Raw genomic sequence first — 26,572 nt, 5'->3', positions numbered from 1 at the left:
CCTCCATTCGTAATGTATGCGAATGGGCGCCGTTGTGCGTTTAGTGTCCGGCCGTGGCCAGTCAACGCCCCATCCGAGCCTGACAGGTTGATCCTGCTGCAGCGCCCCTCGGACAGGTGGCGGGAAAACGGTAGCAGGTGAACGTTACCGTTTTGAAACGGGGGCGATTATAGCCGTCTAGACTGATCTTCCAAAGGGTTTCTGTCGGCCAGATGAAGATCGCTAATAGCGACCATAGTAGAAGGCTCATGGAGCCTGACCGCCCGGTCTGCCAAGATGGCGCCATCTTTCGGCAAACGCTCAGGAGTGAACATGAATTTCCACACCCGCAAATGGGTAAAACCCGAAGACCTGAACCCCAACGGCACCCTGTTCGGCGGCAGCCTGCTGCGCTGGATCGACGAAGAAGCGGCGATTTACGCGATCGTCCAGTTGGGCAATCAGCGCGTGGTGACCAAGTACATTTCCGAAATCAACTTCGTCAGCGCCTCGCGCCAGGGCGACATCATCGAACTGGGCATCACCGCCACCGAGTTCGGCCGCACCTCGATCACCCTGACCTGCGAAGTGCGCAACAAGATCACCCGCAAGAGCATCCTCACGGTCGAGAAGATGGTTTTCGTCAACCTCGGCGAAGACGGCCTGCCGGCGCCGCACGGTCGCACCGAGATCAAGTACGTCAAAGACCAGTTCAAGGAAGATGAGCTCGTCAGCGAGTAATGCGAGCCCTGTAGGAGCTGCCGCAGGCTCGGGCCGCGATCGGACGATCTTTTGACTTTGTTTTGGTAGAGCAAGATCAAAAGATCGCAGCCTTCGGCAGCTCCTACATTGTCATGCGTAAATCCGGGGATTTGCGAGGCGCGTACAGAACGTATTCCAGGCAAGAACGGTCGTAGCTGAAAGCCCCCCACCCGGTTCCCACGCCATGAGCACCCCGACAGACGGCAAGACCCCCAACCTCTCGACCGACGAACAACATGAAGTCGAGAAAAACCAGCCGCCCCGCGCGGCGGTTCTGCATGAAATCATCCGCACTCAGGGCGATCAGGAACTGGAGCGCAGCATCGCTGCATTGTGGTGGTCGGCGCTCGCCGCCGGGCTGACCATGGGCCTGTCATTGATGGGCATGGGCCTGCTCAATTCGCGGCTGCCTGAGGGCGATGAGTTCAAGGTGATCGCCAGTTTCGGCTACTGCGCCGGTTTTCTCGCGGTGATTCTCGCCCGCCAGCAACTGTTCACCGAAAATACCCTGACCGCCGTTCTGCCGGTGATGACCAAACCGACCATGAAAAACTTCGGCCGGTTGATCCGCTTGTGGGGCGTGGTCCTGTTCGGCAATTTGTGCGGGACGATTCTGGTGGCGTACGTGATGCTCGAGCTGCCGATCTTCGACAGCAAGACTGATCACGCCTTCCTTGAAATCGGCCGCAAGGTCATGGAAAACCACGCCAGTCAGATGTTTGCCAAGGGCATCGTTTCCGGCTGGATGATCGCCACCATGGTCTGGATGATCCCGTCCATGGAGAGCGCGAAGATGTGGATCATCATCCTCATCACCTACCTGATGGCGCTGGGCGACTTCACCCACATCGTGGTCGGTTCGGCGGAAGTGTCGTATCTGGTATTTGCCGGCGAGCTGCCGTGGAGTGATTTCTGGATGGTGTTTGCCGGGCCCACGCTGGCGGGGAATATCATCGGCGGCAGTTTCATCTTCGCCCTGATCAGCCATGCACAGATCCGCAGCGAAAGCGGCGCGCCGAAAGATACAGGCAAGGCGAAACAGGCTGCAGATCAGGCCGAAAAGCCCGATCCGCAGCAGATCAGAAAATGATCAGTGGTGCGCAGGCTCGGCCGCTGTGGCCGGCTCGTCACGGGTGGCGTGCTTGACCAGTTTGCCGATGGTCAGGCCCTGCAGCAGGATCGACGACAGCACCACGATGTAGGTGATGCTCAGCAGCAGATCGCGCTCCGGGCCCAGCGGCAGGGCCAGCGCCAGTGCCACCGAGACCCCACCGCGCAAACCGCCCCAGGTCAGAATGCGAATGGTGCCGCGCGGCACCGTGCGCCAGCGCCGCAGCAGAACGATGGCCGGGGCCACGGTGAGCAGGCGCGACAGCAGGATCGCCAGCGCCAGCAAACTGGCCGCCGCCACGTGCGCCCAGTTGAACGGCAGCAGCAACAGCTCCATGCCGATCAGCGCGAACAGCAGGGCGTTGAGCATGTCATCGAGCAGCTCCCAGAAGCCGTCGAGGTACTTGCGGGTCATGTCGTTCATCGCCAGGTTGCGCCCCAGGTTACCGATGATCAGACCGGCCACCACCATCGCGATCGGCGCCGAGACGTGCAGCTCGGTGGCCATCGCCGAACCGCCGATCACCAGCGCCAGGGTCAGCATCACCGTGATCTGATGCTGCTGGACGCTCTTGATCATCCGGTACACCCCATAACCGATCAGCCCGCCGAACAGCACACCGCCAATGGCTTCGTGCACGAACAGCATGGCCGTGGCGCTGAGGGTCGGCGTCTCACCCAGTTGGGCGATGCCCAGCAGCACGGTGAACACCACCACCGCAGTGCCGTCATTGAACAGCGACTCGCCGACGATGGTGGTTTTCAGCGGCTTCGAGGCATTGGCGGTACGCAGTACGCCGAGCACCGCGATCGGGTCGGTCGGCGAAATCAGCGCGCCGAACAGCAGGCAGTAGAGGAAGCTCACGTGCCAGCCGAACAGGGCAAAGATGTAAAAAGCGAGGCTGCCGATCACGACGGTGGCAATCAGCACGCCGAAAGTGGCCAACAGGCCGATCGGCCAGCGGTAGCTGCGCAGGTCGTTGAGGTTGACGTGCAGGGCGCCGGCGAACAGCAGGAACGACAGCATCCAGTTCATCAGCAGATCGCCGAAGTCGATCTGGCCGATCAGTTGCTGCACGCGCTCTTCGAGGCCGGGATAGCCGAGCACGCTCAGGCCTTGCAGCAACAGGGAGAACATCAGCGCGGTGACCATCACGCCGATAGTCGGCGGCAGGCCGATGAAGCGGTAATTGACGAAGGTGAGAAGGGTGGTGAGGCAGATAAAAGCGGCGACAAGTTCTAGCATCCGGGCTCCATTGGATGGGGGTGGAAAGACAGCGCCCCGATTCTTCGGTGCAAAGGTTGGATGGGCTGTTTCGGGGTGGGGACACAATCATGCCCCCTCGGTTGGTCAGCCGCAGACATTGGTGTAGGGTCAACAAAAAAATCAAGGAGTGGGACGTGGCGGCGACAGTTCTGGTGTTAATGGCGGCGCTGTTGCACGCGACGTGGAATACCCTGATCAAGTTCAGTGCCGAACGGCTGCTGGTGGTGGCGTGCATGGACACGGTGGCGCTGCTGTTCGTGGCGCTGGCATTTCCATTCATCAGCCTGCCGCCGCTGGAGATCTGGCCGTGGATTCTGGCGTCGGCAGCATTCGAGCTGCTGTATCGCTATCTGCTGATACAGGCCTATCGGGTCGGCGACCTCGGGTTGGTTTATCCGTTGATGCGTGGCTTGTCGCCGCTGGTGGTGCTGGCGCTGACCCTGATCTTCGCCGGCGAAGTGCTCACCGCGCAGCAGATCTTCGGGATCATGCTGATTCCGCTGGGCATGGCCTGCCTGCTCTGGCAGGGCGGTGGTGGCAAACATCTCCCTTGGTCGATGCTACCGGTGGTGGCGCTGATCGGCTTGTGCATCGGTTGCTACACCTACATCGATGGTCAGGCCTTGCGGCGCTGGTCGCATCCACTGGATTACCTGGTCTGGGTCACGCTGTTCAGCGCCTGGCCGTTTCCGTTGCTGGCGTGGGTGGCGAAACGCCCGGCGTTTATGGTGTTCTGGAGCGAGCAATGGAAGCTGGGCCTGGCGGTCGGGTTCTGCGTGTTGTTCAGCTACGCTCTGGTGCTGTGGGCGATGCAGTTGGGCTCGATTGCCGAGGCGGCGGCCTTGCGTGAGATCAGCGTGATCCTGGTGGTGCTGTTCGGCATGCGCTACCTGAAAGAACCTTTCGGCAGGCCGCGGCTCTTAGCCTGTGGGCTGGTATTGATCGGCATGCTGGTGATGAAGTTCTGACTGCCCGCAACTCTCTATCACTCGAAGAAGGACGGCTTTATGACGGTGGCTCTGTGGTGTGTGTTGATCGCGATTTTCCTGCCGTATGTGTGCACGATCGTGGCCAAGGTCTCAGGCGGCTTCAGGCTCAGTGACAATCATGATCCTCGGGATTTTCTCGATAGCGTGGGCGGCGTCGCCCGAAGGGCGCATGCGGCGCAGTTGAACAGCTTCGAGGTGATGCCGGCATTTGCTGCCGCAGTGATTGTTGCGCATCTGGTGGGCACGGCGCAGCTAGTGACAGTGAATGTGCTGGCGGTGCTGTTTATCACCAGTCGCCTGCTGTACATCATCTGCTACCTGGCGGACTGGGCGATCTTGCGGTCGCTGGTGTGGTTTGTCGGGATGGGGCTGATTGCTGCGTTCTTCTTTGTATCGGTATAGATCAAGCAAGATCAAAAGGTCGCAGCCTGCGGCAGCTCCTACAGGAGTGCGCATTCCTCTGTAGGAGCTGCCGCAGGCTGCGATCTTTTTGCTTTTCAAGTTTTATCGGCGACTTGGGGTACTTGCGGCAACGCCACACCTTTAGGCCAGAGCATCCAGATCTGCCCCTGCTGCTTCATGTCCCCGGCCAGTTGCCCGGCAGAATCGCCGGTGCCCCAGAACAGATCCGCACGCACCTCGCCGGCAATCGCGCCACCGGTGTCCTGCGCCGCGACCGGGCGAACCAAAGCGCTGCCGTCCGGGCGAGTGGTCGACAGCCACAGCAGGCTGCCCAACGGAATCACCTTGCGATCCACTGCTGCGCTGTAACCCGCAGTCAGCGGCACGTTCAGCGAGCCGCGCGGGCCTTCGTTGCTGTCCGGGTTGCGAGTGAAAAACACGTAGCTCGGGTTGCTGCCCAGCAGTTCCGGAATGCGCGACGGGTTGGCCTTGGCCCAGTTGCTGATCGCGCTCATGGTCACGTCCTCTTTCTTCAGCTCACCTTGCTCGACCAGCCAGCGACCGATCGGCCGGTACGGGTGGCCATTCTGGTCGGCGTAGGCGATGCGCAGTTGTTTGCCATCCGGCGTCTGAATCCGCCCGGAACCCTGGATCTGCAAAAACTGCAGGTTCATTGGATCGGTCAGGTAGGCCACTACCGGCGCTTTGACGCCTTTGGATTCGATGGTTGCCGCGTCGTCATACGGCTTGAGCACCCGACCTTCGAGGCGACCGCGCAGGCGCTTGCCCTTGAGTTCCGGGTAAATGCTGTCCAGCGAGACGATGATCATGTCTTCCGGCACGCCATACACCGGCACGTTCGCCACCTCGGTGGGCGTCAGGCTGCCGGGGTAGACCGGTTCGTAGTAACCGGTGATCAGACCGTTGGGGTTGTCATGCTCGGCGCGCAGCCCGAATACGTCGAGGTTCTGCTTGAGGAAGGCGCGGATCTCGTTGGCGTTCAGCGGCACGTTGGCGGCTGCCGCGCAGGTGCCACCCCAGACCGGATCAGCCTTGAGTCGGGTGCAGGCGCTGCGCCATGAACCGAAACCGGCGACCAGATCGCTGTCGGACACCGCCGGCAGGGCTTCCCAGGTGGTGCTGGAATAAGTGGCCAAGGCGTGGGTTTTCGGTTTGGCAGTGTCGCCGCCCGTACAGCCGGCAAGGATTGCCAGCAGTGGCAGGGTTGCGATCAGTGGGTGACGCCAGGCCTTGAAGCGGCTGTTCATGGAGTGATTCCTGTGCCGGTTGCCCAAGTGCTCCATGCGCTCGGGCAACCCGTATTTTTAATAGGGCTATTGGTGTTTGTCGGCGACGCGAGGATACTGGCCGCCGAATTCCGTGACCTGAAGCCACCATGACTCTTAAAAGAATTTCTGTTGTATTGCTGGCCTGTCTGACCTTGTCCGCCTGTGGCGGCGTCGATCCGAATTCGCCGTTGGGGCAACGCAAGGCGATCTTCAAGCAGATGCTCAAGACCGGCGAAGACCTGGGCGGCATGTTGCGTGGACGTATTCCGTTCGACGGGCCGAAATTCGCCGAAGGCGCGGTGAAGCTCGATGCGTTGTCGCATGAACCGTGGAAGCATTTCCCGCAGGTTCGTGAAGAAGATCACACCAGCGCCAAGGATGATGTCTGGCTGCGTCAGGCCCGCTTTCAGGAATTGGCCCGCAACCTTGAAGCGGCCACCGGTGAACTGGTAATCGCCAGCAAGGTTCAGCCTTACAAGGCCAGTAACCTCGGGCCAGCGGTGCAGAAAGTTGAAGATGCCTGCAGCGCTTGCCATAAAGAGTTTCGGGATCATTGAACTGCTGAGCAATTGTGGCGAGGGGATTTAGCGAAACGTCGCACCGCCCCGATCGGCGGCGAAGCCGTCGTGAACCTGCTGTTCTTTCTGAAAGACTCGGTTGAATGGTTTTGGGGCTGCTGCGCAGCCCATCGGGGATAAATCCCCTCACCACATAAATCTCCCTCACCAAACCTTCGGTTACTTGTCGATCTGGTCCAGCGCATCCTGCAGCTCTTTGCGCGACTCGGCGAGCTTGTCCTTGCGCTTGTTGATCTTCTCTGGATCGCCTTTCTTCATCGCCTTGTCGAGATCCGCCTGACGCTTGCTCACTTCGTGCTTGGCTTCCAGCACCTTGTTTTCGCGTTCTTTCTTCAGACCGGCATCGGTGCAGTTCTTGGTCACTTCATCCAGAGCGGTTTGCAGACCGGCCTGCTGATCGGTGTTGCCGCGGGATTTGGCCTGTTCGAGCTGATTGATGATGCCCTGCTTCTTCGCGGCGCAACCGGTCAGGCCCGGTGCATCTTCGTCAGCCATCACAGGCGCGGCCAGAACGCCACAGAGAGTCAGCAAGGCAAGCGGTGCAAGAAATTTCATAAAAGCTCCATGTGCAAAGGCAGTCGGGTCGGGGGCACTGCGCTGTTTGAGCGTCTGACGGCCCTTGGGTTCCCGGCTGCCGGGGATTGCGTGATCAGAAACCGTCGATTCCGGCGGCGCGTAATGTGTCACTCAAGGCCAGCACCTGCGGGTCGCGGAAGAATGCGCTCAATTGCGCCGCGCGGCCCGGGCCGATTCCGGCTTCTGCCTGCCATTGTTCGGTATCGCGTTGTGCCAGCGCCTGCCACGAGTCGGCCAGTTGTGCCTGCCCCGTCGGCGGTAAACCCAATGCTTTGAGCCACTGCGTGAACGGCCGTTGGCGGGCGCTGTGAAAACTGTTGATCAGACGCGCGCTGCTGCGCTCGCCGAAGCCGGCAATGTTAGCAAGCTCTGGCTCGTCGAGGGTCAACCAATCCAGCAGGTTGTTCAGGCGGCCTGTTTCCAGAAGTTTCTCCCATGTGCCGCGCCCGACATTCTGCAGCGCCAGCCCCTGCTTGCCACTGAGCCAGGTCAGGCGCGCGAGAAACTGGCTTTCGCAACCGGGTGTCGGTTGCCAGCAGCTCAGGGCGTGGAAATCGCGCGTGTCGGGAATGTCGAGGGCGGCCCGTTCGGAGGTACGCAACACCACACTGTCGAGTCGTGGAATCGTCAACCCGGCCAGGCTGATTGCCACTTGATCGCCGGGGCGGATATCCAGCGCCTGCCAGCGCTTGAGTGACCCGGCACTGACGCGTCTGATCTGGCGGTCATCGAGCATCACCGGCGACAACTCCAGTACCGGCGTGATGCGTCCGCTGCGGCCGACTTTGAAATTGACTTTGCGCACTTCGGCCAGCGCTCGGGCAAACGGGTATTTCCAGGCGATAGCCCAGTAGGGCGCGCTCGCCTGCCAGCGCTCAGCCGGTGGACGCTGGCTCTGGCGCAGGACAATGCCGTCAGTAGCGAACGGCAGGGGCGATCGATACCAATGCTCGCGCCATCTTTGCGCGTCGGTAAAGTTGGCGATGACCTGACTGAATGGCGCTGTCGTGGCGAAGCCCAACGTCGCTAGCGTCGATATTCTTTCAGGCAGATTCGCCGGACCCTGCGGCCAGTCCCAGACGAACAGACCGATCCCGGACGCCTGTTCTGCGCTCAAGGTTTTACGGCTCATCAGCCCGGCAACCGTGGCGCGGGCGTTGACGCTGCCGGTGCTGGCTTGCACATGTTGATTCAGGCGCCAGTAGAGCTCGCCCTGCACCAGCAGGTCCAGCGGCTGGGTCAGTTGTTGCGGAATGGCAGCGATCTTTTGCGCCGACGCTGTCCAGTCCTGACCGCTGACCCCGTCGCCGCGACTGATCGCTTGCTGCAACAGGCCACGGCGGTAAATCAGCGTCACTGCGACGCCATCGACCTTGGGTTGTGCCCAGACATCCTGCCGGTCCTTCAGCCATGCTTGAACGGCGGCGGCTTGGTGAAGCTTGTCCAGACCGGTGTGGGCGACCGGATGCGCGACGGAGCCAGACGCACTGCGCAACGGTTCGGGCGCTGCGGGCTGCTGGAAGCACTGGCGCCATTGGTTGAGGCGCAGGCGCGATTGATCGTAAAGCTCGTCGGCAATCAGCGAGCGGCCTTCGCGGTGATAGGCGTCGTCCCATTGGTCGATCTGTTTTTGCAGGGCGGAGATTTCAATGTTTGCCCTGCTGGCAGACCAGTCGGGGCAGGCTGAATAAGCGATCAGAGGCGTGAAGCTCAGCAGAACAGCGGAAAACAGGCGCAGCGTGGCAAGCATTTTGAGCGTCCTTGCTCAGGGGGAATGCTTGAAGGCTAGGCGAGGATTGCGGGTCGGGTAGCCTGGGTGTTTTGCGGGGTGTTGCGCAGCGTTAAAGTCAAAAGATCGCTGCCTTCGGCAGCTCCTACAGGGGAACGCGATCTTTTGCTCTTTGCAAACATGAAAAAGCCCCGCACGGCGCGAACCGTGCGGGGCTTTTTTTGCGGCCGGGGAGGGCTTACAGACCAGCAGCGGAACGCAGAGCGTCGGCGCGGTCGGTTTTTTCCCAGGTGAAGGTGGAGAAGGTGTCTTCGCCAACAGTCTTGATCTGCGGAGCACGACCGAAGTGGCCGTAGGCTGCAGTTTCCTGGTACATCGGGTGCAGCAGGTCGAGCATGGTGGTGATCGCGTATGGACGCAGGTCGAACACTTCACGCACCAGTTTGATGATCTTGTCATCGCTGATCTTGCCGGTACCGAAGGTGTTCAGCGAAATCGAAGTCGGCTGAGCGACACCGATGGCGTAGGACACCTGGATCTCGCAACGCTCGGCCAGGCCGGCAGCGACGATGTTCTTGGCAACATAACGGCCAGCGTAGGCAGCCGAACGGTCAACCTTCGATGGATCTTTACCGGAGAACGCGCCACCGCCGTGACGGGCCATGCCGCCGTAGCTGTCGACGATGATCTTGCGACCGGTCAGACCGCAGTCACCTACCGGGCCGCCAATGATGAACTGGCCGGTCGGGTTGATGTGGAACTGGGTGTCTTTGCTCAGCAGTTCGGCAGGCAGCACGTGCTTGACGATCAGCTCCATCACGCCTTCGCGCAGGTCTTTGTAGGACACTTCAGGGTTGTGCTGGGTCGACAGAACAACGGCGTCGATACCGACAACCTTGCCGCCTTCGTAACGGCAAGTCACTTGCGATTTGGCGTCCGGACGCAGCCACGGCAGCAGACCCGATTTGCGGGCTTCGGCCTGGCGCTGTACCAACTGGTGCGAGAAGGTGATCGGTGCTGGCATCAGCACGTCGGTTTCGTTGCTGGCGTAGCCGAACATCAGGCCCTGGTCGCCAGCGCCCTGATCTTCAGGCTTGGCACGGTCAACGCCCTGGTTGATGTCAGGGGACTGCTTGCCGATGATGTTCATCACGCCGCAGGTCGCGCCGTCGAAGCCGACTTCGGAGCTGGTGTAGCCGATGTCGCAGATCACATCACGAACGATCTGCTCCAGGTCAACCCAGGCGCTGGTGGTCACTTCACCGGCAACGATAGCCACGCCGGTCTTGACCAGGGTTTCCACGGCAACGCGTGCGTGTTTGTCCTGGGCGATAATGGCGTCCAGCACCGCATCGGAAATCTGGTCGGCGATTTTGTCCGGATGTCCTTCAGACACGGACTCGGAGGTGAAGAGGGAGTATTCGCTCATCTCGATGTTTTCCTGAATTTACCGATGGTGAGTGTCGCCAGCCGGTCGCTGAAAGTGGCGAACCTGGATCTGGAAACCATTACGTAAGCCTACATAGAGGCTGTCCCCGGGAACGAGTCCCGCAGCGGTGGCCCAACGGGCCAAATCGTCCTGTTCAAACCCCAACCACAGATCACCGCAGGCCTCCCTGGCCCAACTCTGGTTGTGGCTACATAACTCTGTCACGAGCAGGCTACCGCCCGGTTGCAGCAGGCCGGCCATGTGCTTGAGCGCTTCGGCCGGCGCGGCGAAATGGTGCAGCACCATGTTCAGTACCACGCAATCGGCCTGAAGGCTGGTGCCATTCAATGCATCGGCCAATTGCAGGCTGACGTTAGCCAGCCGTTCACGTTCACATACCTGACGCGCCAGTTCGAGCATCGCCGGGCTGTTGTCCAGCGCGGTTACGGTGCCGAAGCGGCGGGCCAGTTCCGGCAGGAAAGCACCATCGCCGGGGCCGACTTCAATGGCCGTGGCAGCACCATTGAAGTTCAGTTTGTCGAGCAGGGCCAGCACGCTGTCACGGTACTGCGGCAGACCTGCGATCAAGTCTTGCTGGGCGCGGAATTTCTCCGCGACCCGGGCGAAAAAGTCCTGGCTGGCCGCTTCACGTTGTCCGTGAACCTGGGCGATGCGCGTCTGCACGTCGTCCGGCAGCGCCAGATTGTCGACTTCTTCTAACAATGCGGCGTGCAACTTGCCGCCCAGCAATTCGGTGTGGGGCAGGGCGCGGCGATAGAAAATTGCGTTACCTTCACGGCGTGTCGCCACCAGATCGGCCTGGGCCAGCACTTTTAGGTGGTGGCTCATGCCGGACTGACCGATGCCGAAAATCTGCGCCAACTCCAGTACGCCGAACGAGTCGTTGGCCAGCGCGCGCAATACATTCAGACGCAGCGGATCGCCACCGGCCTTGCACAGGGCCGCCAGCTCGTCGCAATCGTCATGGCGAATGGAAGGCACGCGTAAGTTCATGGGGCAGCAGTCTAGTGACGGTGGGAAATCGCCGCAAGGGCAATATCAAAAAGTTTTGATATTGCTCGATAGATGGCACTTCTCCCTGGCTGGTTAACTCTACAAACGAACAGCGGAAAGGTTTCACCAGACGAAACCGCCGTCCAGCACGGGAAAAACGCCTTCGGATGACTATCTGTCATTGCCCCGAAGCGCTCCGGTGAGGGAAAATGCCCTCCTTTTTTCCGTTTCAATCTATTCACACCCAGGAGATCAGCGATGCCTAGCCGTCGTGAGCGTGCCAACGCCATTCGTGCCCTCAGCATGGATGCCGTGCAAAAAGCCAACAGCGGCCATCCCGGTGCCCCTATGGGTATGGCAGATATCGCCGAAGTACTTTGGCGCGACTACCTCAAGCACAACCCGAGCAACCCGTCGTTCGCCGACCGTGACCGCTTCGTGCTGTCCAACGGCCACGGCTCGATGTTGATCTACTCGCTGCTGCACCTGACCGGTTACGACCTGTCGATCGACGATCTCAAGCAGTTCCGTCAACTGCACAGCCGCACCCCGGGTCACCCGGAATTCGGTTACACCCCGGGCGTCGAGACCACCACCGGCCCGCTGGGTCAGGGTCTGGCCAACGCAGTCGGCTTCGCCCTGGCAGAAAAAGTCCTGAGCGCGCAGTTCAACCGTCCTGGCCACAACATCGTTGATCACCACACCTACGTGTTCCTCGGTGATGGCTGCATGATGGAAGGCATTTCCCACGAAGTCGCTTCCCTGGCCGGTACGCTGGGCCTGGGCAAGCTGATCGCCTTCTACGACGACAACGGCATCTCCATCGACGGTGAAGTCGAAGGCTGGTTCACCGATGACACCCCGAAGCGTTTCGAATCCTACAACTGGCAGGTGATCCGCAACGTCGACGGGCACGATCCGGAAGAGATCAAGACCGCCATCGAAACCGCGCGCAAGAGCCCGCTGCCGACCCTGATCTGCTGCAAGACCACCATCGGTTTCGGTTCGCCGAACAAGCAGGGCAAGGAAGATTGCCACGGCGCCCCACTGGGTGACGCGGAAATTGCCCTGACCCGTCAGGCGCTGAACTGGAACTACGGCCCGTTCGAAATCCCGGCCGACATTTATGCCGAGTGGGATGCCAAGGAAAAAGGTCGCGCCGCCGAAGCCGAGTGGGATCAGCGTTTCGCTGCCTACTCCGCGGCGTTCCCGACCGAAGCCAACGAGCTGATCCGTCGTCTGAGCGGCGAACTGCCGGCTGACTTCGCGGAAAAAGCCTCGGCCTACATCGCTGAAGTGGCGGCCAAAGGCGAAACCATCGCCAGCCGTAAAGCCAGCCAGAACACCCTGAACGCGTTCGGCCCGCTGCTGCCGGAACTGCTCGGCGGCTCGGCTGACCTGGCCGGTTCCAACCTGACCCTGTGGAAAGGTTGCAAAGGCGTCAGCGCTGAAGATGCCAGCGGCAACTACATGTACTACGGCGTGCGCGAATTCGGCATGACCGCGATCATGAACGGCGTGTCCCTGCACGGTGGCCTGGTGCCTTACGGCGCGACCTTCCTGATGTTCATGGAATATGCGCGCAACGCGGTACGCATGTCGGCGCTGATGAAGAAGCGTGTGATCCACGTCTACACCCACGACTCCATCGGTCTGGGCGAAGACGGCCCGACGCACCAGCCGATCGAGCAACTGACCAGCCTGCGGACCACGCCGAACCTCGACACCTGGCGTCCAGCCGATGCCGTTGAATCGGCAGTGGCCTGGAAAAACGCGTTGGAGCGTAAGGACGGCCCATCGGCGCTGATCTTCTCGCGTCAGAACCTGCAGCACCAGGAACGCGATGTCGGCCAGATCGCCGACATCAGCCGCGGTGGCTACGTGTTGAAGGACTGCGCAGGCGAGCCTGAGCTGATCCTGATCGCCACCGGTTCGGAAGTCGGTCTGGCCGTTCAGGCCTACGACAAACTGACCGAGCAAGGCCGCAAGGTGCGCGTGGTTTCCATGCCTTGCACCAGCGTGTTCGACGCTCAGGACGCCGGCTACAAGCAATCGGTTCTGCCGTTGCAGGTCAGCGCACGTATCGCGATCGAAGCGGCCCACGCCGACTTCTGGTTCAAGTACGTGGGTCTGGAAGGTCGCGTGATCGGCATGACCACCTACGGCGAATCGGCTCCGGCTTCGGCACTGTTCGAAGAGTTCGGCTTCACCCTGGAAAACATCCTGGGTCAGGCTGAAGAGCTGCTGGAAGACTAAAACATAGCGCGGCGACCCAAGTCGCCGCGTTCCCTGTAGGAGCTGCCGGAGGCTGCGATCTTTTGATCTTGATCTAAAAAAACAGGATCAAAAGATCGCAGCCTCCGGCAGCTCCTACATGGGGTTGTGTTGTTAGCGAATACTATCGAGAACCCCATGCCTCAACCGCGTCCCTACAAAGTTGCACTCAACGGCTACGGCCGGATTGGTCGTTGCGTCTTGCGTGCGTTGTTCGAGCGAGGCGAGAGCGCCGGGTTTGAAATTGTCGCGATCAACGATCTGGCGGACATGGCCAGCATCGAATACCTGACACGCTTCGACTCCACCCACGGCCGCTTTCCCGGCGAAGTGCGAGTAGAAGGCGATTGTCTGCATATTAATGGCGACTGCGTGAAGGTCCTGCGCAGTGCCACCCCCGAAGGCATCGACTGGGCGGCGCTGGGCGTCGACCTGGTGCTCGAATGCTCCGGCGCTTACCACACCCGCGAAGACGGCCAGCGCTTCCTCGACGCCGGCGCGCCACGCGTGCTGTTCTCGCAACCGATGGCCAGCGAGGCGGATGTCGACGCCACCATCGTCTACGGCGTCAATCAGGATTGCCTGACCGGCGCCGAACTGCTGGTGTCCAACGCCTCCTGCACCACCAACTGCGGTGTGCCGCTGTTGCGTCTGCTGGACAAGGCGATCGGCCTGGATTACGTGTCGATCACCACTATTCACTCGGCAATGAACGATCAGCCGGTGATCGACGCCTATCACCACGAAGACTTGCGCCGCACCCGTTCGGCGTTTCAGTCGGTGATCCCGGTGTCCACTGGTCTGGCGCGTGGTATCGAGCGCCTGCTGCCGGAACTTGCCGGGCGAATTCAGGCCAAAGCCGTACGCGTGCCGACGGTCAACGTGTCCTGCCTCGACATCACGATGCAGACCGCCACCGCGACCGATGCCAACGAGGTCAACCGGATCCTGCGCGAAGCCGCCACCAACGGCCCGCTCAAGGGGCTGCTGGCCTACACCGAGTTGCCGCACGCCAGCTGTGATTTCAACCATGACCCACATTCGGCCATCGTCGATGCCAGTCAGACCCGTGTTTCCGGCCCCAAACTGGTGAACATCCTGGCCTGGTTCGACAACGAATGGGGTTTTGCCAACCGAATGCTGGACGTTGCAGACCACTATCTGCAAACAGCGATTTCAAAAAAACCTGCTCTCTAAGAACAGTTACTCAGGAAGTGCGACCCATGACCGTGTTGAAGATGTCCGACCTCGATCTGCAAGGTAAGCGCGTATTGATTCGCGAAGACCTCAACGTCCCAGTCAAGGACGGTGTTGTCACCAGCGATGCGCGTATCCTGGCTTCGCTGCCGACCATCAAGCTGGCCCTGGAAAAAGGTGCGGCGGTGATGGTGTGCTCGCACCTGGGCCGTCCGACCGAAGGCGAGTTCTCCGCCGAGAACAGCCTCAAGCCAGTCGCCGACTACCTGAGCAAGGCCCTGGGCCGCGAAGTGCCGCTGGTGGCCGATTACCTGGGCGGTGTTGACGTCAAGGCCGGCGACATCGTGCTGTTCGAAAACGTGCGCTTCAACAAGGGCGAGAAAAAGAACGCCGACGAACTGGCCCAGCAATACGCCGCCCTGTGCGACGTGTTCGTGATGGACGCTTTCGGCACCGCGCACCGTGCCGAAGGTTCGACGCATGGTGTTGCCAAGTTCGCCAAAGTCGCGGCTGCTGGCCCGTTGCTGGCCGCTGAACTGGACGCACTGGGCAAGGCGCTGGGCGCACCGGCCAAGCCAATGGCTGCCATCGTTGCCGGTTCCAAGGTCTCGACCAAACTCGATGTACTGAACAGCTTGAGCCAGATCTGCGATCAACTGATCGTCGGCGGCGGCATCGCCAACACCTTCCTCGCCGCTGCCGGTCACCCGGTCGGCAAGTCGCTGTACGAGCCGGACCTGCTGGACACCGCACGCGCCATCGCCGCCAAGGTCAGCGTGCCGCTGCCGGTGGACGTGGTCGTCGCCAAGGAATTCGCTGAAAGCGCTGAAGCCACCGTCAAGCTGATCGCTGACGTTGCCGCTGACGACATGATTCTGGACATCGGCCCGCAAACCGCGGCCAACTTCGCCGAACTGCTGAAATCGTCGAAAACCATTCTGTGGAACGGCCCGGTCGGCGTGTTTGAATTCGACCAGTTCGGCAACGGCACCAAGGTGCTGGCCCAAGCCATCGCTGACAGCGCCGCGTTCTCCATTGCCGGCGGTGGCGACACCTTGGCGGCCATCGATAAATATGGCGTGGCCGAGCAAATCTCCTACATTTCCACCGGTGGTGGCGCGTTCCTCGAATTCGTCGAAGGCAAGGTGCTGCCGGCCGTTGAAGTCCTGGAAAGCCGGGCCAAGGCCTGAGGCCGCCCGTTTGGCCAGGCAAAGGAGTGTTCAGATGGTCAAGTCGTTAGCGCTGTTGTTGCTGACCGGTACGCTGGCGGCCTGCGGGAGTAACCCGAAGGCCGAGGCCACGCCTGCACCGGATGCGGCACAGAAAGGCTGCTATCAGGCCGACTGGCAGGCCGAAACCAACCCGGTGCTGAACAAGCGCTCGGGGCCGGACGGTCTGGACAAATACGAGACGCAAACCCCGGCCAAGGAACATGGTTGTCCTTGACCGGTCTGACTCTTTAACTCAGGGCTGGCGGCGTTGGCTGTCAGTCGAGGAACACGGATGAAAGGCTTGATCGCCATTGCGGCGTTGGCATTGTTGGGCGGTTGCGCGCAGATGAACCTGTTTCAGTCGTCCGCACCTGCGGACAGCTGGATCACCTGGACCTGCGACAGCCAGGCCAAAGTGCTGTGGCGCTACGTCGATGCCGGCCAGAAGGAAGTCGATGTTCGACTGGGCGGCGGTGATCAGGTCTATCGCCTGAAAGAAGAGCCGGGCGCCTCGGGCGTGCTGTACAGCGACGGCATGCTGGCGTTTCACGTCAAGGGTAACGAAGGCCTGGTGTACTGGGTCGCCACCAATGACCTGATTGGCCGCGGCTGCAAGGCCAGTAATTGACACACCGCAGGCCCATTGTAGGAGTGAGCCTGCTCGCGATAGCGGTATGACAGTCGCTGCAGTACTGGCTGCAGGATTGCTATCGCGAGCAGGCTCACTCCTACAAGGGCTGTGTGTAGTACTTGAGAATTTGCTTTATCGAATCACCAGACCGGGCTTCGACCCCCGATCTGCAATCACTTGAATAGCCGCCGCCGCTCCGGCAGGCTGGCACGATTAACGACCCTCAACCGGGAGAGACACACACAATGGCACTTATCAGCATGCGCCAGATGCTGGACCACGCAGCCGAGTTCGGCTACGGCGTTCCAGCCTTCAACGTCAACAACCTTGAGCAGATGCGCGCCATCATGGAAGCCGCTGACAAGACTGACTCCCCGGTGATCGTCCAGGCTTCGGCCGGCGCTCGCAAATACGCCGGCGCGCCGTTCCTGCGTCACCTGATCCTGGCCGCGATCGAAGAATTCCCGCACATCCCGGTGTGCATGCACCAGGACCACGGCACCAGCCCTGACGTCTGCCAGCGTTCCATCCAACTGGGCTTCAGCTCGGTAATGATGGACGGTTCCCTCGGCGAAGACGGCAAGACCCCGACCGACTACGAATACAACGTCCGCGTTACCCAACAAACTGTTGCCATGGCTCACGCCTGCGGCGTTTCGGTTGAAGGCGAGCTGGGCTGCCTGGGTTCGCTGGAAACCGGCATGGCCGGTGAAGAAGACGGCATCGGCGCTGAAGGCGTTCTGGATCACAGCCAGATGCTGACCGACCCTGAAGAAGCCGCTGACTTCGTCAAGAAGACCCAGGTCGATGCCTTGGCCATCGCCATCGGCACCAGCCACGGCGCCTACAAATTCACCAAGCCACCTACCGGTGACGTGTTGGCGATCGACCGCATCAAGGAAATCCACAAGCGCATCCCGAACACCCACCTGGTGATGCACGGTTCTTCGTCCGTGCCACAAGAGTGGCTGGCGATCATCAACCAGTACGGCGGCGACATCAAAGAAACCTACGGCGTACCGGTTGAAGAAATCGTCGAAGGCATCAAGTACGGCGTGCGCAAGGTCAACATCGACACCGACCTGCGCCTGGCATCCACTGGCGCCATGCGTCGCCTGATGGCCACCAACCCGAGCGAATTCGACCCACGTAAATTCTTCGGCGCAACCGTGACGGCGATGCGTGATGTGTGTATCGCTCGTTATGAAGCGTTCGGTACTGCCGGTAATGCTTCGAAGATCAAGCCGATCTCGTTGGAAGCGATGTTCCAGCGGTATTTGAAGGGTGAGTTGAACGCGAAGGTTAACTAAGCCTTAGCTTTGAACCGCTGATACAAGAAACCCGCCGTAAGGCGGGTTTTTTGTGGGCGGTTACTTCTTCAACTCCACATGATCCAGTGCCTGATTCACCGCCAGTTCACCGAGCATGACGATTTGCGCGATGCCCAGTGCGGTCTTGCGGTGGGATGAGTCGAGGATGGCGGCGAAGTTGTTGAGCATGTCGCTTGCCGAGCCCAGGGTTTCGCTGGCGTTGGCGAGCAGGGATTCGGTGTCGTACTTCGGGTTGGCGAGGTACATGGGCTCGGGTTTGTTGCCGCTCGCCATGATGAGGGCGGCAGGATTGAGGTAATGGTCGAGGGCGCGTTCGGCGGCGTCGTGGAGTTTTTTTGAATCGAGGGATTCGTAGGGGGAGGCTGGGTCTGGGTCTGGGTCTGTGTCTGGCGGGTGTGGTGTTGATTTGGTCATGTTTCGTCTCCGGTAAATGGAGCCGGCACCGGATCGCTACTAAACGAAGGGGTGGCAGCTGAACGCAGGTTAGTAGACCGGGGAGACGCGACCGGCGCACCCGAAGGCGCCCTGCGAACAGCTGCCATCAAGCGCGGATGAATGTCCGACTGAATGGTGCCAATGCGCATCGCGTAACCACGGGCTACTAAACCCGATCACTGGAAATCAGTGACGCGAATCAAGTTACCGATGGCCCTCCAGGCGCACAAGCCGGCGGATTCTGGCGTAGCCGTAGGTATCCACGCAAGTTGTTGTAGGCATCGGGAAGTAACCAGCACTCAGCTTAAACACGCACGTTTAATGTAGGAGCTGCCGAAGGCTGCGATCTTTTGATTTTGTCTTTTTAGAATCAAAAACAAGATCAAAAGATCGTCCGATCGCGGCCCGAGCCTTCGGCAGCTCCTACAGTGGGGTTGGGTTATTTGTCGTGGTCGATGTCGAGTTTGCTGAAGGTGACTTGGCCGCCTTCGCTGGTGTAGCCGGTGTTGTCCTGCACATACACCCCGGCCTTGAAGTACAGCGGCTTGTCGCGCCAGGTGGCGCTGATCTGTGAATCCCACTGGTAACCCGCCGCGCTCACGCCGAGCGCACCGCCGGGGCTCAGGTGGATGAGGTAGTTGAATTCGTTGTCCAGCTTGATGCCGGTGGCGAGGGTGATGACGCGGCTTTCCTTGTCGTCGGGGTGCATGCGCACTTTGATCACCAGGTTGCCGTTCTGGGTTTTTTCCTTGTACTGGTATTCGAGCTTGACCATCGGGCGCTGGCTTTCATACGCGTGGATCTGGCCGATGACGATCTTGCCGGAGCTGGGCACCTTGTTCACCGCGAGGGTTGCGCGCAGGGTGTTGTCGGCGTCCGGGTAGTACCAGTTGCGCAGGGTGCCGTTGCTGAAGGTTTCGCGCAGTTCGGTGCGCGGGTAGATGGCGTTTTCGGTTTTTGACCCGGTGACCGGTGACCAGAAAAACAGCGTGCCGGTGTCGGAATGGAAGTACTGATCCTTGAAGCCATTCACCAGTTTGGAGGTTTCGACGGTGTACGGCGGACTGCCGACGGGAACGCTGAGGTTCCAGGTTGCGAGATCGATCATGTCGGTTCTTCCACTCAATTCATCCTGAACGCGAGTGCCAGAAGCTCTAGCCCGCGCCTTTTCGGGCGGCAGTTATAAGCGTAGAGGAGTTTTTTGTTAACGCCCGTTTGGCAGATGATTGGCGTCAACATCCTGTCGAAATGCCATCTGTGCCGGTTTTCGGGGGCTGCAAGGGTGACCGTTAGTCGGTAAGTAGCCGCTTTGGCTAAATGATGGCGGCGTGACAGCTTCTGCTTTCGCAGATCCGCGACTAGAGTGATGGCTCAGTAACTGTACGGTTTTCACGAGAAACCGGCCGATAGTCCGACAAGAGATGTCCCGACAAGAGAAGCAGCATGGAATGCGCGCAACCCCAGCCAGGTGAAGGCAGCTCTGTCCTTTTGATCGTTGATGATTACCCTGAAAACCTGATCAGCATGCGCGCGTTGCTGCAGCGTCAGGATTGGCATGTCATGACCGCCGCCTCCGGCTTCGAGGCGCTCAATCTGCTGCTCGAACACGACGTCGACCTAGTGCTGCTGGATGTGCAGATGCCGGGCATGGACGGCTTTGAAGTCGCGCGATTGATGCGCGGCAGCCAGCGCACACGCCTCACGCCGATCATTTTCCTCACCGCCAACGAACAGTCCCAGGACGCCGTGATAAAGGGCTATGCCAGTGGTGCGGTGGATTATCTGTTCAAGCCGTTCGATCCGCAGATCCTCAAACCGAAAGTCCAGGCATTGCTCGAACACCAGCGCAACCGCCGCGCCTTGCAGCGCCTGAGTCATGATCTGGAGGTCGCTCGGGCCTTCAATGCCTCGGTGCTGGATAACGCGGCGGAAGGCATTCTGGTGCTCGGCGAGGACGGTTTGATCCGCTTCGCTAACCCGGCGATTTCGCGGCTGCTGAATGCGCCGGTGAAGGAGCTGGAGGGCAAGGAGTTTCTCGATTTCCTGCAGAAACCGCACATCCCGCTGTGGGCCAATTCCGAATTGTTGGCCGGTTATAAACGCGGTGAGACTTTGCGTCTGCACGACGCGCTGTTGCGCACTGCGCCGGGACAGCAGGTGCCGGTGGCGTTGTCCTGCGCGCCGTTGCCGGCCGAGCAGCGGGCGATGGTGGTGACGGTGCTGGACATGTCGGTGGTGCGTCACCTGCATCAGCAGCTGGAATTTCAAGCGGTCACCGATCCGTTGACCGGTCTGCTTAATCGCCGGGGCTTTTATCAGACGGTGGAAAACCTGCTGCTGCGCGGTGAACGCAGCGATAGCAGTTGGGTGCTGCTGTACCTCGACCTCGATGGTTTCAAGCGGGTCAACGATTCCCTCGGCCACGATGCTGGCGACCGGGTGCTGCGCTGGGTCTCCGAGCAATTGAAAGCCTGCCTGCGGCCGTTCGATATTCTCGCGCGCATGGGCGGTGATGAGTTCACCGCGCTGCTCGATCTGGAGTTCCCCGAGCAGGCGGCGAAGATTGCTGAGAAGCTCATCGAGCGGGTGTCGATCTGCCAGCAGATCGAGGGATTGGATATAGCCCTCGGCGCTAGTATCGGCATCGCCACTTATCCGGACTGCGGCTCGAACCTCGACGGCTTGCTGCGCGCCTCCGACATCGCCATGTACGAAGCCAAGCGCGCCGGGCGTCAGCAGTATCGTTTTTATGATCACGAAATGAACGGTCGCGCCCGTTCGCGGCTGATGCTCGAAGAGAGCGTGCGCAACGCCATCGAGAACCGCGATTTCAATCTGGTGTATCAGCCACAGGTCGCGATCGACAGCGGGCAGATCCGCGGTTTCGAGGCGTTGCTGCGCTGGCAGCATCCGAGCGTCGGCGATGTGCCGCCGGGGTTGTTCCTGCCGTTGCTGGAAGAAGCGCGGCTGATCAGTCGGCTCGGCAGCTGGATCTATCATCGCGGCGCCGGCCAGCGCAAAGCCTGGGAAACGTTGTTTGCCGAAGATCTGGTGCTCGGCGTGAGTTTGAGCAACACCCAGTTCGGTCTGCCGAATCTGGTCACCGAATTGCGTCAGGTGCTGGAGCGGCACGCGCTGGAGCCACGGCAACTGGAGGTGGAAATCACCGAAGACGCGCTGATGCACAACCCCGACGAGACCCGCAAACAGCTGCGCCTGCTGCGCAATCTCGGGGTGCGCGTGGCGCTGGATGATTTCGGTTCAGGGCCGTGTTCGCTGGCGCATCTGCGTGATCTGGAGCTGGATACGCTCAAGCTTGATCGACACCTGATTGCGCGGCTGCCGGATTCGACGCGCGACGCGGCGCTGGTCAGCAACGTGATCAATCTGTGTCAACAGTACGGCTTGCTGGTGATCGCCGAAGGTGTGGAAACCATCGAACAGTATCAATGGCTGCAAGCGCATGGCTGCGAATATGTGCAGGGTTTCCTGGTGGCGCGTCCGCTGACCTCCGAAGACGCCGCCAGCTTCGCCGAGCCCTTCGACTGGAGCGCGCTGCCGGTTTGAATTCGTTACACTGGCGCTCTTTTCGAACCGTATTGCCGTGCCCATGACTGCGTTGAAATACCTCCAGGCCTATCCCGCGCAATTGCAGGATCAGGTGCGCCAACTGATCGCCGAACAGCGTCTGGGTGACTACCTGAGCCAACGCTATCCGGGGCGTCATGATGTGCAGAGCGACAAGGCACTGTACAGCTTCGCGCTGGACCTGAAGCAGGAATACCTGCGCAACGCGCCGGCCATCGACAAGGTGCTGTTCGACAATCGCCTCGACCTGACGCACCGTGCGCTGGGCCTGCACACCACAGTCTCAAGGGTGCAGGGTGGCAAGCTCAAGGCCAAGAAAGAGATTCGCATCGCCTCGTTGTTCAAGGAGGCGGCCCCCGAGTTCCTGAAGATGATCGTCGTGCACGAACTGGCGCACTTCAAGGAATCGGATCACAACAAGGCCTTCTATAAATTGTGCGAACACATGCTGCCGGGGTATCACCAGATCGAGTTCGATCTGCGGGTGTACCTGACGTGGCGCGATTTGTAGGAGCTGCCGAAGGCTGCGATCTTTTGATCTTTTAATTAACGGAGCCCATGCATGGACGTCAGCAAGACCAAAAGCAGTTTTTACCGGCGCCTGTACGTGGCCTACCTGATCGACAGCGGCCTGGCCCCAAGCGTCCCGGCGCTGACCGAGGTGACTGGCATGCCCCGGCGCACGGCGCAGGACACGATCGCCGCGCTGGCGGATCTGGATATCGTCTGTGAATTCGAGCAGGAAGAGGGCGCGCGCAACCATGCCGGGCGCTATCGGATTCGCGAGTGGGGGGCGATCGATCGCGGGTGGATCGAGCGTAATTTGCGGCAGATCAAGGCTGTGCTGGAGTATCCCTGAGTCTTGCGTTGTTTGAGCTGACACAATCGCTGGCAAGCCCGCTCCCACAAGGATCTCCAGCGAATACAGTTATTGTGAACAACCGCTGAACCTGTGGGAGCTGGCTTGCCAGCGATGAGGGCCTCAAGGACGACGCATGCCTATGTGCGGAATGTCATCCTCCAGATACTCCTCACCCGCCACCACAAACCCGTACCTGCCGTAATATCCCTGCAAATGCGCCTGCGCCGACAGATAGATCGGCACCTGCGGCCAATGCTTCTCGGCCTGATTCAGGGCGTGTTCCATCAACACATGTCCCAGCCCTTTACCACGGCCCTGCGGCGCAATGATCACGCGCCCGATCACCACGTCACCGCCTTGGGATTCGGGGTCCAGCAGGCGCAGATAGGCCATCAGTTGATCGCCTTCCCAGCCCATGAGGTGATGGGTATCGCCGTCCAGATCCTGGCCGTCGAGGTCCGGGTAGGCACATTTCTGTTCGACCACGAACACCTCCGAGCGCAGCTTCAACAACGCGTATAACTGCTCTTTGCCCAGATCGCTGTGATGCTTGCAGATCCACTCGATTGTCATCTTCCGACTCCTTGAACACCGTCGCCCGATACTAAGCGCACAGGCTCTGGATGTCTGTATGGCGCAAGAGTCTGTGACAAAGGTCAAAATGCCATCATTCCTTTCTCGCGATAGCGGCTGCTTTGTGTAATCTGCTGGAAAGCGCTGTGCACTGGCTTCAATGAGCTAATGTTAGGGCCTGGGTTTCGCCGGTAAGGGGCCTTGGGGTTTTGACTGAAAACACGCTGGGCAGCCCGCCCGCTAAGGATTTTCAAGCATGCCGCGACTGCATCGAGCCTTTGCTTTGATCGGATTGCTCTTGCTGGCCCAAACCGCCGCAGCGGACAAGTTGCGGCTGGTGTTCGATATCTGGCCACCCTTTACCGACGACACGCTGGTCAACGGTGGCCTGGCCACCGACATCGTCAGCACGGCGCTGGCGCGGGCCGGTTATGCCAGCGACTACGAGCAGGTGCCGTGGGCGCGGGCACTGCTGGGGGTGGGCGAAGGACGATACGACGTGCTGGTCAACGCCTGGTACAACGACGAACGAACCAGACTCGGCCAGTTCTCTGGCGAATACCTGCTCAATCGCATCCGCTTTCTCAAGCGCAAGGACACGCCGCTGGAATACAGCAGCCTGGAACAACTGCACACCTACCCGGTGGCGGTGGTGAGAGGCTATGCCTACTCGCAGGCGTTCGATGCCGATACCGCGCTGGAGAAAGTCCCTGTGCATAACTTCGCCATGGCCGTGCGCATGCTGGCGGCGGATCGGGTCAAGCTGACCCTGGAAGATGAATACGTCGCGCGCTATTACCTGGCCCGCGAATCACCGAAAGTGCGCAACGCCGTGGAGTTTCTGCCCAAGCCGCTGAGCGAGAACAGTCTGCATATTCTGGTGAGTCTGAAGAATCCGCAGCATGAGCAGATTGTGGCCGGGTTTGACAAGGCGATTGCGGCGATGAAGGCGGATGGCAGTTATGACAAGTTGCTGCGCCAGCATGGCATGTGAGCATCTGATACCAGAGTTGTGTTGTTGCTGATGCCCTCATCGCTGGCAAGCCAGCTCCCACATGATTTGTGTACACCGCAATACCTGTGGGAGCTGGCTTGCCAGCGATGGGGCCAGTCCGCTCACCTTAAGCCTCACTGGTGTCTTTGATCAAATGCGCCGCCAACGTCCGCAGCGGCCCCAACTGCCGGCAGATCAGCGCCAGTTGCGTCTGCACCAGTCGCTGACCTTCATCGATCTCGTCGGGCATCTGCTCCAGCTCATTGGCCAGCGCTTCTTCTTCGTCACTCTGAATCGCCACCGGTTGCTTATTCGCCAGGCCCTGGGCGATGTCGTCGATGCTCGCGGCCAGTTTCACTCCGGCGCCGTCGATCAGCTGTTCACGCACGTCTGCCGGTAGCTGCGTTTCGCGATGCGCGCCCAACCCGGAGAGGTAGCTGAGCAGGGTGTGCGACAGCACCAGAAAACGGAAACCGACGTCCGCTTCCTTACGGAAATGCCCCGGCTCCATGAGCATGTTCGCCAGCGTTGTCGACAGCGCCGCATCGGCGTTATGCGCGTTGCGTCGGGCCAGGCGATAGGCGAGGTCGTCGCTCTTGCCGGCGGCGTATTGCTGCATGATCTGGCGCAGGTAGATGCTGTTGCAGGTCAGGGTGTTGGCCAGCACCTTGTTCAGGCGTCGGCCCTGCCAGTCCGGCAGGAACAGGAACACCGTCAGGCCGGCGATCAGGCTGCCGAGCAGGGTATCAAACAGGCGCGGCAGGAACAGCCCGTAGCCATCGCCGATCTGGTTGAAGCAGAACAGCACCATGATGGTGATGGCGGCGGTCGCCAGGGTGTAGCGCGTGGTGCGGTTGGTAAAGAACACCACCCCGGCGGCGATCGCGAAGCACGACTGCACCAGCGGGCTGGGGAACAGATCGAACAGCGCCCACGCCACGGTCAGGCCGATGGCGGTGCCGAGAATCCGCTGCCCGAGTTTGCGCCGGGTCGCGCCGTAGTTCGGTTGGCAGACGAACAGGGTGGTAAGGATGATCCAGTAGCCCTGCGACGGGTGAATCAGGTGCACCATGCCGTAGCCGATACTCAGCGCCAGCGGCAGGCGCAGGGCGTGACGGAACAGCAAGGACGTCGGTGTCAGCTGGGTGCGCAGACGAATCCACACGTCCTTGAGGTTGCGTGGCGAGCGATCGAGCAGGCTGCTGTCGGTGGCGTCCGCCAGGGCGTCGGGGTTGCTGGCGTCGCTGAGCAAACGGTCGAGGGTGCCGAGGTTGGCGGCCAGTGCGCGCAGCGAACGCAGGAGGCCGCGCCACGCCGGGTTGCTCTGGATGCGCAGGTGTTCAAGGGAGGCATCGAGGTCTGTCAGCGCTTCGGCAAAACTGGCGTCGTAGACGAACGGCTGGCGCATCTGGATAGATTCGGCCAGCGCGCGGCAGGCCTTGCCCTGCTGGCGCAGCAGGCGCTGGCAGCGGAACAGCACGTCGCTGTGAAAGAACGCATCGGCCAGCGCGTTATACGGATAGTGCGAAGAGCTGGCGCGTTCGTGGATGTCCTGAGCGAGGAAATACAGCTTCAGATAACGGCTGACTTTCGAACCCGGGCGACCGTTGCCGACTCGGTGCAGAATGATTTCCTTGGCACTGTTCAGCGCGGCGACCACGCGACCGTTTTGCTGCGCCAGTTCCAGCCGTCGCCCCTCGACGTCCAGTTGACGGATCGGCTCGAACAGCGAGGCTTTCAGCTTCAGGTAGAAACCCAGTTCACGGAACAGCCGCGCCAGACTCTGCTGCACCGGCTGGTTGGAAAACATCGCTTGCCACAGCACCGAGAGCAGGCCGTACCACGCGGCACCGGCCACCAGCAGCATCGGCTCGTGCCAGAAATCGGTGACCGCGCCGCCGCGCTGATCCACGCCGATCATGGTGTAAACCGACAGAATCAAGGTCGCCGAGGCAATCGCGCCGTAACGCTCGCCGAGCGCGCCGAGCATGGTCAGGCCGAAGCTGGCCAGTGCCAGGGCGATGGCGAACACGATGGGGTAGGGGAAGAGCAGCTCCACCGACAGCGCGGCGATACTGAAACACACCAGTGTCACTGCCAGTGCGTTGAGGCGGCCCTGCCAGCTGTCGTCGGTCTCGGCCAGAGCGCTGGCGATAATCCCCAGGAACAACGGGATCAACAGGCCCATTTCATCCTGATACCAACACAGCGCCATGCTGCCGGTCAGGGCGATGAACACCCGCACGCTGTAGCTGAATTTATCCAGCGCCCACAGGCGCCGCAAAGACTGACGAAACGAGGTCGAGGACATGAAGTGCGAAGGCCTTCCGAGGCGATGCCGCTAAATTGAGC

26 protein-coding genes and 1 riboswitch are annotated in these 26,572 nt (G+C 60.6%); of the genes, 15 read left to right on the top strand and 11 right to left on the bottom strand.

Annotated features, from left to right (window positions below; translation table 11 throughout):
* Positions 1-17: 17 nt before the first annotated feature.
* Positions 18-116, bottom strand: a riboswitch (S-adenosyl-L-homocysteine riboswitch).
* Positions 117-312: 196 nt separating this feature from the next.
* Together JN524_RS08255 and JN524_RS08250 are read left to right on the top strand one after the other, a co-directional pair.
* Complete coding sequence (locus JN524_RS08255) at positions 313-720, top strand: acyl-CoA thioesterase (RefSeq protein WP_047297108.1); 408 nt, start codon at positions 313-315, stop codon at positions 718-720.
* A gap of 205 nt (positions 721-925) precedes the next feature.
* Positions 926-1,831, top strand: coding sequence for a formate/nitrite transporter family protein (locus tag JN524_RS08250; protein ID WP_202369058.1), 906 nt, complete (start codon positions 926-928; stop codon positions 1,829-1,831).
* Here JN524_RS08250 and JN524_RS08245 read toward each other — a convergent pair whose 3' ends face one another.
* Entirely contained in the window at positions 1,832-3,097 is a 1,266-nt protein-coding gene (locus JN524_RS08245; RefSeq protein WP_202369057.1) for a cation:proton antiporter, read from the bottom strand.
* Positions 3,098-3,252: 155 nt separating this feature from the next.
* Between JN524_RS08245 and JN524_RS08240 the strand changes: the two genes are divergently transcribed.
* Both JN524_RS08240 and JN524_RS08235 read left to right on the top strand, forming a co-directional pair.
* Positions 3,253-4,086, top strand: a complete 834-nt coding sequence (locus JN524_RS08240) for an EamA family transporter (RefSeq protein ID WP_202369056.1) — start codon at positions 3,253-3,255, stop codon at positions 4,084-4,086.
* 39 nt (positions 4,087-4,125) lie between these two features.
* Positions 4,126-4,509: an MAPEG family protein gene (locus tag JN524_RS08235; protein ID WP_027610617.1), complete on the top strand. Its 384-nt coding sequence runs from the start codon at positions 4,126-4,128 to the stop codon at positions 4,507-4,509.
* 95 nt (positions 4,510-4,604) lie between these two features.
* On the opposite strand, the gene mltA is transcribed toward JN524_RS08235, so the two are convergent.
* Positions 4,605-5,777, bottom strand: coding sequence for a murein transglycosylase A (gene mltA, locus JN524_RS08230; protein ID WP_202369055.1), 1,173 nt, complete (start codon positions 5,775-5,777; stop codon positions 4,605-4,607).
* Between the two features lie 128 nt (positions 5,778-5,905).
* On the opposite strand from mltA, the gene JN524_RS08225 reads away from it, so the two are divergent.
* On the top strand, positions 5,906-6,355 hold the full coding sequence (locus JN524_RS08225) for a c-type cytochrome (RefSeq protein ID WP_027610619.1): 450 nt from the start codon (positions 5,906-5,908) through the stop codon (positions 6,353-6,355).
* Between the two features lie 180 nt (positions 6,356-6,535).
* Here JN524_RS08225 and JN524_RS08220 read toward each other — a convergent pair whose 3' ends face one another.
* The 4 genes from JN524_RS08220 to JN524_RS08205 all read right to left on the bottom strand — a co-directional run bounded on the left by JN524_RS08220 (position 6,536) and on the right by JN524_RS08205 (position 11,124).
* On the bottom strand, positions 6,536-6,931 hold the full coding sequence (locus JN524_RS08220; RefSeq protein WP_007961884.1) for a DUF1090 domain-containing protein: 396 nt from the start codon (positions 6,929-6,931) through the stop codon (positions 6,536-6,538).
* 94 nt (positions 6,932-7,025) lie between these two features.
* Positions 7,026-8,702, bottom strand: a complete 1,677-nt coding sequence (gene ligB / locus JN524_RS08215) for an NAD-dependent DNA ligase LigB (RefSeq protein ID WP_202369054.1) — start codon at positions 8,700-8,702, stop codon at positions 7,026-7,028.
* A gap of 217 nt (positions 8,703-8,919) precedes the next feature.
* On the bottom strand, positions 8,920-10,110 hold the full coding sequence (gene metK / locus JN524_RS08210; protein ID WP_202369053.1) for a methionine adenosyltransferase: 1,191 nt from the start codon (positions 10,108-10,110) through the stop codon (positions 8,920-8,922).
* Positions 10,111-10,128: 18 nt separating this feature from the next.
* The gene (locus tag JN524_RS08205; protein WP_183784867.1) at positions 10,129-11,124 is read right to left on the bottom strand and encodes an ArsR/SmtB family transcription factor; all 996 of its coding nucleotides are present in this window, start codon (positions 11,122-11,124) and stop codon (positions 10,129-10,131) included.
* Positions 11,125-11,382: 258 nt separating this feature from the next.
* Here JN524_RS08205 and tkt point away from each other — a divergent pair, with 258 nt between their 5' ends.
* From tkt to fba, 6 genes are all read left to right on the top strand, one after another.
* Positions 11,383-13,380, top strand: a complete 1,998-nt coding sequence (gene tkt / locus JN524_RS08200) for a transketolase (protein ID WP_202369052.1) — start codon at positions 11,383-11,385, stop codon at positions 13,378-13,380.
* Positions 13,381-13,536: 156 nt separating this feature from the next.
* Positions 13,537-14,595, top strand: coding sequence for an erythrose-4-phosphate dehydrogenase (gene epd / locus JN524_RS08195; protein WP_202369051.1), 1,059 nt, complete (start codon positions 13,537-13,539; stop codon positions 14,593-14,595).
* A gap of 26 nt (positions 14,596-14,621) precedes the next feature.
* Complete coding sequence (locus JN524_RS08190; RefSeq protein ID WP_007961877.1) at positions 14,622-15,785, top strand: phosphoglycerate kinase; 1,164 nt, start codon at positions 14,622-14,624, stop codon at positions 15,783-15,785.
* Between the two features lie 34 nt (positions 15,786-15,819).
* Entirely contained in the window at positions 15,820-16,041 is a 222-nt protein-coding gene (locus tag JN524_RS08185) for a hypothetical protein (protein WP_007961876.1), read from the top strand.
* 57 nt (positions 16,042-16,098) lie between these two features.
* A complete protein-coding gene (locus JN524_RS08180; protein ID WP_202369050.1) occupies positions 16,099-16,434 on the top strand; it encodes an MliC family protein in 336 nt (111 codons plus the stop codon).
* A 248-nt stretch (positions 16,435-16,682) separates the two neighbouring features.
* Complete coding sequence (gene fba, locus JN524_RS08175) at positions 16,683-17,747, top strand: class II fructose-bisphosphate aldolase (protein WP_003229012.1); 1,065 nt, start codon at positions 16,683-16,685, stop codon at positions 17,745-17,747.
* A gap of 60 nt (positions 17,748-17,807) precedes the next feature.
* Here fba and JN524_RS08170 read toward each other — a convergent pair whose 3' ends face one another.
* The 3 genes from JN524_RS08170 to JN524_RS27245 all read right to left on the bottom strand — a co-directional run bounded on the left by JN524_RS08170 (position 17,808) and on the right by JN524_RS27245 (position 19,760).
* Positions 17,808-18,182, bottom strand: a complete 375-nt coding sequence (locus JN524_RS08170; RefSeq protein ID WP_202369049.1) for a DUF6124 family protein — start codon at positions 18,180-18,182, stop codon at positions 17,808-17,810.
* A 460-nt stretch (positions 18,183-18,642) separates the two neighbouring features.
* The gene (locus JN524_RS08165; protein ID WP_108588993.1) at positions 18,643-19,311 is read right to left on the bottom strand and encodes a polysaccharide lyase family 7 protein; all 669 of its coding nucleotides are present in this window, start codon (positions 19,309-19,311) and stop codon (positions 18,643-18,645) included.
* Between the two features lie 281 nt (positions 19,312-19,592).
* On the bottom strand, positions 19,593-19,760 hold the full coding sequence (locus JN524_RS27245; RefSeq protein WP_237403033.1) for a hypothetical protein: 168 nt from the start codon (positions 19,758-19,760) through the stop codon (positions 19,593-19,595).
* Here JN524_RS27245 and JN524_RS08160 point away from each other — a divergent pair.
* The 3 genes from JN524_RS08160 to JN524_RS08150 are packed head-to-tail and all read left to right on the top strand — an operon-like array spanning position 19,692 to position 22,650.
* Complete coding sequence (locus tag JN524_RS08160) at positions 19,692-21,770, top strand: putative bifunctional diguanylate cyclase/phosphodiesterase (protein WP_237403007.1); 2,079 nt, start codon at positions 19,692-19,694, stop codon at positions 21,768-21,770. The two genes, JN524_RS27245 and JN524_RS08160, sit on opposite strands and share 69 nt — an antisense overlap.
* A gap of 43 nt (positions 21,771-21,813) precedes the next feature.
* On the top strand, positions 21,814-22,302 hold the full coding sequence (locus JN524_RS08155) for a M48 metallopeptidase family protein (protein WP_202369047.1): 489 nt from the start codon (positions 21,814-21,816) through the stop codon (positions 22,300-22,302).
* Between the two features lie 51 nt (positions 22,303-22,353).
* Positions 22,354-22,650: a winged helix-turn-helix domain-containing protein gene (locus tag JN524_RS08150; protein ID WP_003229005.1), complete on the top strand. Its 297-nt coding sequence runs from the start codon at positions 22,354-22,356 to the stop codon at positions 22,648-22,650.
* A gap of 123 nt (positions 22,651-22,773) precedes the next feature.
* Here the strand turns inward: JN524_RS08150 and JN524_RS08145 are convergent, their stop codons facing one another.
* Entirely contained in the window at positions 22,774-23,226 is a 453-nt protein-coding gene (locus JN524_RS08145) for a GNAT family N-acetyltransferase (RefSeq protein WP_202369046.1), read from the bottom strand.
* A 256-nt stretch (positions 23,227-23,482) separates the two neighbouring features.
* On the opposite strand from JN524_RS08145, the gene JN524_RS08140 reads away from it, so the two are divergent.
* Positions 23,483-24,220, top strand: coding sequence for a substrate-binding periplasmic protein (locus JN524_RS08140; protein WP_202369045.1), 738 nt, complete (start codon positions 23,483-23,485; stop codon positions 24,218-24,220).
* 127 nt (positions 24,221-24,347) lie between these two features.
* Here the strand turns inward: JN524_RS08140 and yccS are convergent, their stop codons facing one another.
* Positions 24,348-26,531 (bottom strand): YccS family putative transporter, encoded by a 2,184-nt coding sequence (gene yccS / locus JN524_RS08135; protein ID WP_202369044.1) that lies wholly within the window; start codon positions 26,529-26,531, stop codon positions 24,348-24,350.
* Positions 26,532-26,572: the final 41 nt, after the last annotated feature.

It is taken from the genome of Pseudomonas sp. MWU318, from assembly GCF_016756945.1.
Classification (GTDB): Bacteria; Pseudomonadota; Gammaproteobacteria; order Pseudomonadales; family Pseudomonadaceae; genus Aquipseudomonas; species Aquipseudomonas putida_A.
The sequence above is the reverse complement of the archived record's forward strand: the minus strand, read 5'-3'. Positions and strand labels throughout refer to the sequence as shown.